This is a genomic window from Pseudoalteromonas sp. KG3, from assembly GCF_030436385.1.
Lineage (GTDB): Bacteria > Pseudomonadota > Gammaproteobacteria > Enterobacterales > Alteromonadaceae > Pseudoalteromonas > Pseudoalteromonas prydzensis.
Genome location: NZ_CP098523.1, coordinates 2,847,559 through 2,859,714 on the forward strand (window position 1 = coordinate 2,847,559; position 12,156 = coordinate 2,859,714).

The window sequence follows — 12,156 nt, forward strand, 5'->3', positions numbered from 1 at the left end:
TAATGAATGCTATCGATAATGCAGTAAAAAACAGCTTGAGCGGTCGCCTCCCTGTCATTATTTTTATTATGTCGGTGCTGCTTGGCTTAATGGCATTAAAGCAAACCCCTCGTGAAGAAGAACCGCAAATTGTGGTTCCTATGCTTGATATATATGTGGCAGCGCCAAACGTTGAAGCGCCAGAAGTAGCCAGGCTGGTAACTGAGCCATTGGAGAAGTTATTGGCGCAGTTAACGGGCGTTGAGCATATTTACTCGACTACACAAAGTAATGCTGCTGTTGTTACTCTTCGCTTTGAAGTCGGTCACGATCGTGAGCAAGCCATCCTCGACACTTACGCTAAACTCTATAGCTATCAACACACGATGGCGTCAGTGATCAGCTCATGGCAAATACGGCCGGTTGAAGTGAACGATGTGCCCATTGTGATGCTGGGCTTATTTAGTAAAGATCCAAAACTTTACGATGACTATCAACTAACTCGTTTTGCTAACGAAATCGCTAACAGTTTACAGCGCATCGAAAATACCAGCGAAGTGAAAGTGATTGCTGGTAGAACACGTCAATTAACGATTAACCTTGATGCAAGCGCCCTTGCTGCACACCAAACAACCCTAACCGATGTGTACTATGCGCTTAGCGTATCTAATCAATTGGTGAACGTGGGCAGTGTTGTTGAAGGTAAGCAGCAAATTGCCTTACAAGTGGGTGATGTTTTACGCTCTCAATCTGCGATTGAACGGCTTGTTGTCAATGTGGTTAATGGTAAGAGTGTTTACCTAAGTGATGTGGCCCAGGTGAGTGATGGTCCAAGCGAAGCACAAAGCTATCAATGGTTGGCTCATTCAGATAATCAGCAACAACTTCCTTTAGTCACCATAAGTGTTGCTAAGCAAGCAGGTACCAATGCGGTAGCTGTAGCCAATGAAGTGCACAGCATGATGGATAGCTTATCGGCTAATCTACTACCAGATGAACTGGGCTACACCGTACTGCGTGACTATGGCCAAACAGCGAACGAAAAAGTAAATAACCTTACCTCGAGCTTAGTGTTTGCGGTATTTACCGTGGTTATTTTTGTTGGCGTATTTTTAGGTTGGCGACCAGCAATTGTGGTTGGTTTAGCGGTGCCTATTTGCTACGGCATTACCCTGACACTTGATTTTGCCTTTGGCTATACAATTAACCGAGTCACACTGTTTGCACTAATCCTTTCTTTAGGTTTATTGGTTGATGATCCTATTACGGGGATAGACAACATAAGTCGTTTTTTAACGAAAAAAGGCGATAAGAAACAGCGCATAGTTGATGCCATGAGCGAAATACGTGTGGCGCTGTTTATGTCTACATTGACCATTATGGTGGCATTTATCCCACTTGCGTTTATCACCGGCATGATGGGGCCGTACATGGCACCGATGGCATTCAATGTACCGGTCAGTGTAATGGTTTCAACCATAGTGGCATTTTTTGTCACGCCATGGTTGGCCATGAAATTACTTAAAGCGCCAGTTGATGACAGCATGCAACTAGAAGCTAATCCCCATAGCTTATACGAGCGCATGTTATCGCCATTACTTGAGTCTAAAGGCCGCGCCAAACTCGTTCTATGGACCACATTAGCTTTGTTTGTCGCCAGTGCCATGTTACCCATAATGCGTGCAGTGCCTTTAAAGCTATTACCGTTTGATAATAAAAACGAGTTACAAGTTTTAATCGATATGCCAGAAGGCACAAGCCTTGAACAAACCGCTGCTTTCACTCGACAAGTACAAACCATCACTTGGCAATTAAATGAAGTAAGCGAGGCGGCAGCCTACGTTGGTCAGCCATCAAGCATGGACTTTAATGGTATGGTGCGTGGCTATTATCGACGTGAAGCTGCTAATTTAGCTGAGCTCAGAGTATTACTGCTCGATAAAACTGAGCGTGATCATCAATCTCATGGCGTGGTCATGCGCTTGCGAGCGGCATTAACGCCACTGGCAACCGATGGCATTGTTATTAAAGTGGTTGAAGTGCCACCTGGTCCGCCGGTTTTAAGTACCTTAGTGGCCGAAGTTTACAGTGAGCCATTTGTTGATACAGGCACTCACTATCAAGCAGCCCTTGCCGTTGCAGCAAGGTTAAAGCAAGAGCCGCATGTGGTTGAGGTTGATACCAGTATTGCTGCCAATGCGCCGTTACAACGTTTTGTTACTGATAAAAGTAAAGCGTCATTGTCGGCGGTGTCTACGCAAGATATTGCCCAGACCTTAGCCATTGCCTCGCATGGGCAAAATGTTGGGGTGTTATATGTTAGCGGCGAAACAGACCCTGTTGATATAAAGTTACAACTGCCATATCAAGACCGTAACCAATTTGCTCAATTGCTGGCATTACAAGTTCGTGGCGATAGGGAGCTTGCAAAAACCAGTGACGAATTTGGGCTGCAAAGTGCACCGCGTCCGCTGGTGGCGCTATCTGAGTTAGGTGAATTTCAGCATCAAGAGGTTGCCAAGCCAATTATGCGTAAAGATCAGCGTAATGTTGTGTATGTAATGGCTGAGCTAAATGGCCGTACACCCGCTGAAATTATTGCTGACGTTAATGCTGACTTAGGCATTAGCGCTGACGAATTTAGCCAAACTGACTGGCAAAGTAGGCACTTTTTCAATAATGGTGGTAGCCAAGCTTGGCAATTACCTGTTGGCACTGACGTGACCTTTAGTGGTGAAGGTGAATGGCGAATTACTATTGATGTATTTAGAGATATGGGGATTGCCTTTGCGTTTGCGCTCACTGCAATTTTCATCATCTTACGCATTCAAACAAACTCTGCGAGTTTGTCACTGATCATCATGTCGGCTATTCCATTAACCGTAATAGGGATCATGCCGGGCTTTTGGCTATTAAATCAATTTGGAGAGCGCAGCATTGCTGGTGCTCCAGAGCCGGTGCTATTCACCGCAACAGCCATGATAGGCATGATTGCACTTGCCGGTATTGTGGTTCGTAACTCACTTATTTTAGTTGAGTTTATTAATCAAGCTCGCGGCCAAGGTATGGCAATTAAACAGGCTTTAATCGCCGCAGGCACCGTGCGTATGCGCCCTGTGTTACTAACAGCGGGAACCACCTTATTAGGTAACTTGGTGATCACCTTAGACCCGGTATTTAGCGGTCTAGCGATCGCAATTATTTTTGGTATTGTGGCATCAACATTGTTCTCATTATTTGTTGTGCCGCTGGTTTATTATTTAGTGTTTGCAAAGGATGCAGCCAAAGAGGAACAAGCTCATGCAGGGTAAATCGAAACTTATTGGTTCAATTATCGCGTTATCAGTGATTATTGTGGCGGTACTTTACATGGCGGGCAGTTTCTCTGATAAGCAAGCTGCAGGCATGAAAACCCCATCAGCAAATGATTACACTGGTCAGTTAGTCACAGTAACATTGGCAGATATTGCGCGTGATGAAGTTGTACCGGGTACTGTGATTGCCAAACAAAATACGCAAATCTCATCACGGGTTATGGCACAAGTTGAGCGTTTAAATGTACGCGCTGGTGATACTGTAAAACAAGGTGACGTGCTAATTACCTTGCAGCAAGATGACTTTAAAGCAGGGCTTGCTCAAAGCGAAGCACAAATAAATGCGATTAATGCATCGCTGACTCAAGCTGAAAAACAACTAAAGCGTATTAACGATTTATACAAGCAAGGCTTGGTATCTGTTAGCGAATACGACGATGCAAAAGCAAGGTTCGATAATTTAACGGCGAACCTAGCGATTGCTAAACAGCAGCAAACACAAGCGCAAGTTGCATTGAGTTTTACGCAAATTAAAGCGCCGATTTCAGGTGTTGTGGTTGAGCGTTTTGCAGAGCCCGGCGATACCGCAACTCCTGGCACGCCATTACTCGCACTGTATAACCCACAACAATTGCAATTAGCATTTAATGTCAGAGAACAGCAAGCAATTAAGTTGAATGTTGGGCAAACTCTAACAGTCAAATTACCCGCTTTATCTACGTCAATGCCTGCCACAGTGACAGAAATTGTGCCTGTTGCTGATAGTGCTGCGCGTAGTATGGAAATCCGTTTAGAAACAGATGCCCAAACTGGGTTAATGCCTGGGCTTTATGCACAATTACAATTACCGCTCGCCACTGAAAAAGGCGTGTTGATTGACTCAGGCTGGGTGCATCAATATGGCCAATTGAGCATGGTCTATTTACTTGAAAATAATCAGATAGTGCGCCGCTACGTACGCCTTGGCGAAATGGTCGATGGCCAGCAGCACATCGTTTCAGGTTTAAACCCGGGTGATGTGCTGGCTGTTGATTTTAAAACTAAATAAAGGTCGCTATTTCGTCTAGCGACTTTTTCACTAAGGCATGCTCAGGGATGGTTGCATCTGTGCCTGGGTAGCCTGCAATAAGTAGCATATAAGGGCGCTCATTATCTTTATCACGGCCACAAATGTCGGTTAAAAAGCTCATTGGTTTAGGTGTGTGAGTTAGTGTTGCAAGCCCTGCGCGATGTAATGCTTGAATTAAAAAGCCGGTGGCAATACCGACTGACTCATGCACATAGTAGTTGGTGTTTTTATCATCAGTATTTAAGCCGCCTTTCTTTTGGCTGAATACGGCAATTAGCCAAGGTGCATGCTCTAAATAAGGTTTGCTGGCATCAGTGCCTAATGGCTTTAGAGCATCTAACCACTCTTCACCAGCGCGGCCTTCATAAAATGAGCGTTCTAATTTCTCGGCTGCTTCACGAATTTACTTTTTCACATCACTACTATTAATTGCTACAAAATGCCACGGTTGGTGGTTTGCACCACTTGGTGCTGTAGCTGCGGCTTTAATGCAGGTTTGAATAATATCTTTTGGCACCGGTCGGTCGCTAAAACTACGAATACTATGGCGGCGTTGGCTGGTTGCTAAAAACTCTTGTGCGCGCTCCAGCATTTCATCGTGTGGATATTCGGTAAAGTCATTAAGTGGTTGATTATCATGTTGCTGCATGGCTTTTCGCTTCTTATAAAAGTATGTGTGGTTATTTTTATACCTAGTCGCAAGATTAGGTGCAAGTAGTATCTACTTTACAGTTTCGCTCTTTTGGGTTTTTCTGTTTGTTTATCGAACGTTGTGTTCACAAAACATTCACCTATCTTTGCATATAGTGTCGATCTAGATGGAGAGAGATCATGAACATTCAAGCCGCTAATCAAATCAATCAATATCAACTTAACACCCGTTTAGGTGATGCAAATAAACAGTTTGCAACAGCACAAACCACGCACGTGGAGCAAGCAACTAAGACTGATATGATTCAAATATCAGCACAAGCACGAGCTTTGAATGCTCAACCTATCACACCAGAAGTCCCTGCATTTGGTGAAATCAGTCAGGCTGTAAACAATAAGGTGCAGCAATATTTAGATATTCAAAAGTCGCTCGCTAAGGCGGATGCAGTTGATAACTTTACGGATGATAACTTTTCAGTCGGTGAAGCATATCTTGCTAAAAATAATGACACCGTTCGTAATGCCTATTTAGCAAAAGACAAAATTGAACAAACTAATGATATTGCTGACATTATGATTGATTCTATTGATCAGAATGAAGAGCAAGATGAAAATAATTTACTACAATATTAATCTTTAATTTTTTAAACGATATTTCAGAATTTAAATCACCTCTCCTAAAGAGTGAAACCAAGCCGCATTTATTGCGGCTTTTCTGTTTTTCTAAAAAGTATTAATTCATCACTTAACCACTTGTTGGCAGTGAGTGTCGTGCCATCGGCTAAGATCACAGTGTAAGGCTTACCACTCCATGAGCTCTTGCTGGCAAGGTTCGCGATAAAGTCATCGGCGGTTTTTGCGTAGCGTTTAGCTTTGCGGTATTTCATGGCTAAGTGCTCAGCTGCTTCTTCACTGGTATGTTCATCACCATTACGGATAAAGGTTGCCTTACTTTGCTCAATAAAACTGATTAAGTGACTGACTTCCTGATCTGCGCTTGCTGCCATACTAAGCTGACTAACACAGAGTAAAAGGCAGGCAAGAACAACGCGTATATTATTGGGTAAGTGTTTCATCTATAACCTTATTTAGGTGTAAAGTTACTAGTATTGGGTTGTGATCAGAGCTTTGATACTGTGGCACGCGGGTCGTGTTGATAGTCACACCGCGAGTCCATACTTGATCAAGGGCCAAGCCAAACGCTTTAGTGCGTTTATCGTCAAGGTATAGCGCTTCTGAAAGGCCTAGTTTTGATAATGCGTTAATCACCACCGCTTGTCTTGCATCACTCCATGTATTTAAATCACCCGCAAAAATAATGGGTCCTTGGTGTTGTTGCATTACTTGTACAGCAGCATCGATTTGCTGTTCATAGTCTTCAGTACCTAACGTGAAATTGATACCGTGTAAATTTACACTTAATAATCGCTGCTGGTCCGCCATCGCATACTCAACAATATTGGTCGCTTTTGGACTACGTAGCCACGGCTCTGTATGTGTAAAAGTACAATGCACTGTTGCAGGCCATCGACTTAGCGTCATAACCCCTGATTGCACATCGCCACTTTTGTAGCCTGGTGAAAAACGCCAATAGGGTTTTAGGGCACTGAGACGTTGATCTTCAATCGCTTCTTGCAGCAATACAATATCAGCCTGTTGGTTGAGTTGTGCTAAATCGCGATATAAGCCCTGAATTTGAGCTTTGTAAATATTCCAGCTAAGTAGCTTTAACTGCTCAGGGATAATATATTTTTTGCTATACGTTTGTTGCCTGCTGGCATTTAGCTGCTGGGCACATTGCGTGGCTGTATTAGCTGTTTCAGTAAAGCCTTTATCTTCATCCGACAATGGTGCTGTAGCCAGTGCTGTGATGCTTAGTAAAGCAATGACAGTCGCAACAACAGTAATAAAAGAAAATGATTTTTTCTGCATCAATGACCTTAAAGCAATATGACTAAAACTGTGGTTATAACAGTGGTACTGCGTTTTAGGCACTCTAAATAAGATAAAGTTCCTAAAAAAGCTTGCCAAGCTAATGAATACAGCCTGTTGTCTACATTTTCAATACAGTTTCTTACTTTTTTAGTACCCATTCACTTTACACTCTGTACCACTTAATTAATCAGGATAAAGTTATGCGAATTTTTTTAACTAGTTTGTTATTTATTGTGCTTGGCGGTTGTTCAGCAGTAACAATTCAACCACAAAAAATAGCGAAATTGACTTCAGAGCCGACCTACCAAGATAGCCGCCCATTTTTTATGTGGGGACTAGTTGGTGAACAGCGTATTGATGTAAAAAAAGTATGTGGCGATCAAACTGTGGTGCAAATGCAATCACAACAAACATTTACCGATGGTGCGCTTGGGTTAGTCACGTTAGGTATTTATGCACCGCACACAATTAAAGTCTGGTGTCAGCAACAAGATAGCGCAGGAGTAAGTATATGAAACAGTTAACAGGGTTGCTCGCAATTGTATTTATTGTCGTGTTAGCGGGGTGTACTAATATTCACTTTGATAACGGTGAGTATGATGACTTAGCTGAAAACCATAAAAGTGAGCAATGGCATCACAACTTTGCCGCCGCCCTTTATGAGGGCTCGAGTGCGGTTGATTTATCTGAAATCTGTACTGACTCGCAGTGGCAAAGTGTGCACTCCTATAAATCATTTACTAATGGCTTAGCAGAATTGGTTGTTAACGAAGTTGGCCCTATTTGGTACCCAAAAACAGTAGAAGTAAGCTGTGCTCAGGTACCTTATAAAGTGCAATGATCATTCGTAACGTAATGCATCTATTGGATTTAGCCTTGCTGCTTTAATCGCCGGGGCTAAGCCAAATACAATACCAATCAGTGAAGTAAAGCCGAATGACAGCATCACTGCCCACCCAGGGATATAAGCGTCGGGCATGCTGGGTACCATAAACGAAATGAATGCTGCAGCGCCATAGCCAATAGCTAAGCCGATCAAACCACCAAATAACGACAATACCACCGCCTCAACTAAAAACTGTAGCATTATAAAGCCAGGTGTTGCGCCTAACGCTTTTAAAGTACCGATAACACGGGTACGTTCAGTTACAGACACCAACATGATATTCATAACACCAATACCACCCACAACTAAGCTAATACCGACGATTCCAGCGGTAATAGCCGTGGCGCTGCCGGTAAACTTATCGACATTGGCGCGTGCTTTTTCAGCTGTTTCAAATTCAAAATCGTTCTCCTCGCCGTCTTTTAATTTATGTAATTGCCGCAAAATACGGGTGATTTTAGCAAGGACGAGCTCTTCGTCGCTATTTTCTTTAAGTCTAAACATAATTTGTACATTACTGGTGCTGCTCGCGCCTTCTAATGCACTCATGGTACTGATAGGGATATTGATATAATCGTCTTGATCAAATCCAAGTAAGCTACCTTGCTTTTCAGCAACGCCAATAATCCTAAACCATTCGCCACCAAGTTTTATATATTCGCCAACGGGGTTTTCTGGCAGGTTTAGTTTTTCTATGATTGATGGGCCAATAAAAGCTACACGGCGGCGTTTTTCATCATCCTCTGCACGTATAAAGCGGCCCAACTCAGGGAATGTGCGGTATGCTTTTTGATAATCTTGCTCTGTGCCCATTACTCGTGATGAATGGCTTTTATTCCCATACTCAGCGCCCCCTGAAAATCGCCAAGTGAACATGAGTGCAGTGAATGTTTCGGCTTCTTTTACTCGTGCTTTTAAGGTTAAAAAGTCTGTGTAGGTGAGTTTCGCATTTTTACCTACCATTTCTTGCTCAATGCTAGTAAATGGTTTGATAGACGTAACATCTGGGGCCATGTCAGCCAATTGATCATTGATTTGTTTAGTAAATCCCTGCATAACGGCAACCACGGTGATAACTGCTGCAACGCCGATGATAATACCTAAGCAGGTGAGCGCACTGCGCATTGCATTGGCTTTGATTGCCATCAACGCCGCTTTAGTACCTTCCATGATGGCAAGAGCAGATTTAAACATGTTGTTTATTCCCCTCACCTTTACGTACATCACTGACCACTTTGCCGTCAACTAGGCGAATGACGCGCTGACAATGATCAGCAATATCTTGCTCGTGAGTTACCAAAATAATAGTGTGGCCTTCACTATGTAGCTCATCAAACAACGCCATGATCTCGGTCGTTGTCTTACTATCTAGATTTCCGGTTGGTTCATCGCCAAGCAAAATATGTGGCTTAGTTACTAGCGCACGTGCAATGGCGACACGTTGCCGCTGACCACCCGAAAGCTGGCTTGATAAGTGATCAACTTTATCGCCTAGACCAACACGTTGTAGTGCTTCTCGAGCTTTTTGCTTGCGTTGTTTAGCAGCAATAAAGCGATATACCAAAGGCTGCATTACGTTTTCTAATGCCGATGCGCGAGGTAGTAGATTAAAACTTTGGAAAATAAAACCAACGCTTTCATTGCGCTGATGTGCCAGTTCTGTTTCCGTCATGCTTTTTACAAGTTTGTCTTTTAAATAGTAATCGCCGCTCGTTGGTGTATCTAAACAGCCTAGTAAATTCATTAAAGTTGATTTCCCTGAACCTGAAGGGCCAATGATTGCCACATATTCATTTTCAGCAATTTCAACATTTACATCATCAAGGGCTTTAAATATCTGTTCTCCCATTTTGTATTGCTTGTTGATATGCTTAAGTTGGATCACCGCTGACATTATTGTGTATCCTTGGCGGTAGGTTGCTTCACTTTAACTAGGTCATTTTCATTCAACTTGCTAACAGGACGAGCTGGACCTATTGCGATACGTTGGCCTTTTTCCAAGCCTTTGGTTATTGCTTGTTCAATATCAGATGAAATACCCACTTCTACATAGGCTTTAGTAACGGTGTTATCGTCATTTAAGCGCCATACAAAGTACTTGTCATCTTCTTTTTGTACCGCTTCGATTGGTAGTTTTAGGCCATCAACGGCAATACTCGTGGCTATTTCTGCACGACAACTCATGCCCGCATACAGTTGCCTATCGGTTTTATCGAGCAGTACTTTCACTCTAAATGATAACCCTTGCGAACCGGTTTGGTTTTTAGCAGAAGTACCTATATTTATTACTTTGCCTGTGAAAGGTTGATTTGGGTAAGCGGCTGCATAAATATCTGCATGTTGGTTAAGTTTAATTCCTGCAATATCAGTTTCATCAACCCTCAACTCAGCTAAAATAGCACTGGGGTCGGCTACTAGCATAAGGTCTGAGCCAATAATGTTAGTAGTACCTGCAATGACCGTTTCACCTTCTTTAATATTTACAGAGGCAAGTAAACCACTCATTGGTGCGCGGAATACACTTTTACTTAGCCTATCTTCGGCAATGGAGAGAGATGCTTTAGCCTGATTATAAGCTTCAACTCGCGCTTCTATATCGATCTTGGCAAGGTCACGCGCATTTTGTAGGTTTTCGTATACTTCTTGGCCCGCAAGACCTACATCATATAATTCTTTTTGGCGCTTCAACTGACGCTCAATATTTACTAGCCGGGTTTTACTGTGTTTAATTTCGATTTCACTGGCACGTAAAACGGCTTGATTACGGGTGACTTCTGATTCAAATGCTGTGGTATCAAGGCGCATTAAAATATCACCTTGTTGGACACTTTGCCCTTCTTCAACAAATACTTTGTCTACACGACCGGTCACTTCAGAGCGCAACTGTACTTGAGTATTAAATACCAAATTACCAGAGGCCATAATAGAGTCGGCAATACTGCCTTGTTCAACTAACGCTATATTTACTTCAGGTGCATCTTTACTGCCTGTAATCACGGCAAGATCATTATAAATTGAACTTATAGAATATGTAGTGATCAGATCAAGGCATAATAATCACCTTGGTCACGTAAAATATGAGCGCTACTTTTCTGAAACACTTTAATTCAATTACCGATCCTCGCATTGAACGCTGTAAAAAGCATGAGCTTATCGATATTCTCCTTTTAGCCATTAGTGCAGTAATCTCCGGTGCACAAGGATGGGAGGATATTGAAGACTTTGGGCATCTAAAACTTGATTGGTTAAAAAGATATGGCGCTTTCAACGCGGGTATTCCAAGACACGACACCATAGCCCGTGTCATTTGTCGGTTAAAATCAGATGAAATAGAGCATGCATTTCAATCTTGGATATCTTCACTTATTGAAACCACGGGTGCTGATATTATTGCTATGGATGGAAAAACTGCACGTCGTTCATTTACAACCAAAGATAGAAAAAGTGCTTTACATACCGTCAGTGCATGGAGCTGCCAACACCAGTTAGTTTTAGGGCAAACAGCCGTTGATAGCAAAACAAATGAAATCACAGCCATACCTGAGTTACTCACCATGCTAGATATTGAAAATAGCATCATTACACTTGATGCTATGGGCTGCCAGCAAGAAATAGCGAAACAAATAATTAAACAAAAAGCTGATTATATCCTAGCGCTCAAAGGTAACCATTCAGGTATGCAGAGTGAATTAGAAGCTTGGTGGCACAAGAGTGAGCGCGAAGGATTGACCAATAGCAACTATGATAAACATACCGAAATAAGCTCAGGGCATGGGCGCATTGAAACAAGGGTTTGTCAGCAATTGCTTATTGATAAAAGCTGGTTAGATAAAATCTACCAATGGTCTGGCTTAAAGAGTGTTATTCAAGTAACCGCTGAGGTTCACGATAAATCATCAGGTACAGACACGATAGAAACGCGTTGGTATATTAGTTCGTTAGCGTTAGGTGCGGAGCAAGCACTTAATGCGGTACGAAGCCACTGGCAGGTTGAAAGTATGCATTGGATGTTGGATATGAACTTTAGGGAAGATGAATCAAGAATCCGTAAGAAGCAAGGACCCCTTGTTTTTAACGTAATGAGAAAAATAGCCATGGCGTTATTTAAACAAGATACAACTAAAACAGCCAGTATGGCGAGAAAAAAGAAAATGGCAGGGCTAGACGATGATTATCGCTCAACCCTGTTAGAATCTGGGATTAAAATGCGCTAGCCGTGTGCCTGTAATTTGTTTGGACACTATGAGTGTGACAAAAGCGGCAATTGCCAAGATGATGATTATAGCTTTTTTCATTGTTATTTCCGTATATGTTCGTGGTAA

General features: G+C 42.6%; 11 protein-coding genes and 1 pseudogene. 6 read left to right on the forward strand and 6 right to left on the reverse strand.

Features of this window, described 5'->3' with window-relative positions; genetic code table 11:
* Positions 1-2 precede the first annotated feature (2 nt).
* Together NDQ71_RS13505 and NDQ71_RS13510 are read left to right on the forward strand one after the other, a co-directional pair.
* Complete coding sequence (locus tag NDQ71_RS13505; protein WP_192542539.1) at positions 3-3,290, forward strand: efflux RND transporter permease subunit; 3,288 nt, start codon at positions 3-5, stop codon at positions 3,288-3,290.
* A complete protein-coding gene (locus NDQ71_RS13510) occupies positions 3,280-4,341 on the forward strand; it encodes an efflux RND transporter periplasmic adaptor subunit (protein WP_192542538.1) in 1,062 nt (353 codons plus the stop codon). The genes NDQ71_RS13505 and NDQ71_RS13510 overlap by 11 nt, the downstream gene beginning before the upstream one ends.
* Here the strand turns inward: NDQ71_RS13510 and NDQ71_RS13515 are convergent.
* A pseudogene (locus tag NDQ71_RS13515) lies at positions 4,334-5,011 on the reverse strand (nitroreductase family protein). The gene NDQ71_RS13510 and the pseudogene NDQ71_RS13515 overlap by 8 nt on opposite strands.
* A 182-nt stretch (positions 5,012-5,193) precedes the next feature.
* Between NDQ71_RS13515 and NDQ71_RS13520 the strand changes: the two are divergent.
* A complete protein-coding gene (locus tag NDQ71_RS13520) occupies positions 5,194-5,646 on the forward strand; it encodes a hypothetical protein (protein ID WP_192542537.1) in 453 nt (150 codons plus the stop codon).
* A 68-nt stretch (positions 5,647-5,714) separates the two neighbouring features.
* Here NDQ71_RS13520 and NDQ71_RS13525 read toward each other — a convergent pair whose 3' ends face one another.
* Positions 5,715-6,089: a YfeK family protein gene (locus NDQ71_RS13525; RefSeq protein WP_064668481.1), complete on the reverse strand. Its 375-nt coding sequence runs from the start codon at positions 6,087-6,089 to the stop codon at positions 5,715-5,717.
* Positions 6,070-6,945, reverse strand: coding sequence for an endonuclease/exonuclease/phosphatase family protein (locus tag NDQ71_RS13530; protein WP_192542536.1), 876 nt, complete (start codon positions 6,943-6,945; stop codon positions 6,070-6,072). Before NDQ71_RS13530 ends, NDQ71_RS13525 begins: the two co-directional genes overlap by 20 nt.
* Positions 6,946-7,148: 203 nt before the next feature.
* Between NDQ71_RS13530 and NDQ71_RS13535 the strand changes: the two genes are divergently transcribed.
* Together NDQ71_RS13535 and NDQ71_RS13540 are read left to right on the forward strand one after the other, a co-directional pair.
* Positions 7,149-7,463: a Bor family protein gene (locus tag NDQ71_RS13535; protein ID WP_192542535.1), complete on the forward strand. Its 315-nt coding sequence runs from the start codon at positions 7,149-7,151 to the stop codon at positions 7,461-7,463.
* Positions 7,460-7,789 (forward strand): hypothetical protein, encoded by a 330-nt coding sequence (locus tag NDQ71_RS13540; RefSeq protein ID WP_064668478.1) that lies wholly within the window; start codon positions 7,460-7,462, stop codon positions 7,787-7,789. The genes NDQ71_RS13535 and NDQ71_RS13540 overlap by 4 nt, the downstream gene beginning before the upstream one ends.
* On the opposite strand, the gene NDQ71_RS13545 is transcribed toward NDQ71_RS13540, so the two are convergent.
* From NDQ71_RS13545 to NDQ71_RS13555, 3 genes are read right to left on the reverse strand one after another with little or no spacing between them, the layout of a single operon-like run.
* Complete coding sequence (locus NDQ71_RS13545) at positions 7,790-9,028, reverse strand: ABC transporter permease (RefSeq protein ID WP_064668477.1); 1,239 nt, start codon at positions 9,026-9,028, stop codon at positions 7,790-7,792.
* The gene (locus NDQ71_RS13550; protein ID WP_064668476.1) at positions 9,021-9,728 is read right to left on the reverse strand and encodes an ABC transporter ATP-binding protein; all 708 of its coding nucleotides are present in this window, start codon (positions 9,726-9,728) and stop codon (positions 9,021-9,023) included. Before NDQ71_RS13550 ends, NDQ71_RS13545 begins: the two co-directional genes overlap by 8 nt.
* Complete coding sequence (locus NDQ71_RS13555; RefSeq protein ID WP_301561739.1) at positions 9,728-10,831, reverse strand: efflux RND transporter periplasmic adaptor subunit; 1,104 nt, start codon at positions 10,829-10,831, stop codon at positions 9,728-9,730. The genes NDQ71_RS13550 and NDQ71_RS13555 overlap by 1 nt, the downstream gene beginning before the upstream one ends.
* A gap of 80 nt (positions 10,832-10,911) precedes the next feature.
* Here NDQ71_RS13555 and NDQ71_RS13560 point away from each other — a divergent pair, with 80 nt between their 5' ends.
* Complete coding sequence (locus NDQ71_RS13560; protein WP_024602346.1) at positions 10,912-12,048, forward strand: ISAs1 family transposase; 1,137 nt, start codon at positions 10,912-10,914, stop codon at positions 12,046-12,048.
* The last annotated feature ends 108 nt before the right edge of the window (positions 12,049-12,156 follow it).

Coding starts and splice junctions, on each gene's coding strand:
- NDQ71_RS13505 (WP_192542539.1), top strand. CDS start 3: ATGAATGCTATCGATAATGCAGTAAAAAACAGCTTGAGCGGTCGCCTC.
- NDQ71_RS13510 (WP_192542538.1), top strand. CDS start 3,280: ATGCAGGGTAAATCGAAACTTATTGGTTCAATTATCGCGTTATCAGTG.
- NDQ71_RS13520 (WP_192542537.1), top strand. CDS start 5,194: ATGAACATTCAAGCCGCTAATCAAATCAATCAATATCAACTTAACACC.
- NDQ71_RS13525 (WP_064668481.1), bottom strand. CDS start 6,089: ATGAAACACTTACCCAATAATATACGCGTTGTTCTTGCCTGCCTTTTA.
- NDQ71_RS13530 (WP_192542536.1), bottom strand. CDS start 6,945: ATGCAGAAAAAATCATTTTCTTTTATTACTGTTGTTGCGACTGTCATT.
- NDQ71_RS13535 (WP_192542535.1), top strand. CDS start 7,149: ATGCGAATTTTTTTAACTAGTTTGTTATTTATTGTGCTTGGCGGTTGT.
- NDQ71_RS13540 (WP_064668478.1), top strand. CDS start 7,460: ATGAAACAGTTAACAGGGTTGCTCGCAATTGTATTTATTGTCGTGTTA.
- NDQ71_RS13545 (WP_064668477.1), bottom strand. CDS start 9,028: ATGTTTAAATCTGCTCTTGCCATCATGGAAGGTACTAAAGCGGCGTTG.
- NDQ71_RS13550 (WP_064668476.1), bottom strand. CDS start 9,728: ATGTCAGCGGTGATCCAACTTAAGCATATCAACAAGCAATACAAAATG.
- NDQ71_RS13560 (WP_024602346.1), top strand. CDS start 10,912: ATGAGCGCTACTTTTCTGAAACACTTTAATTCAATTACCGATCCTCGC.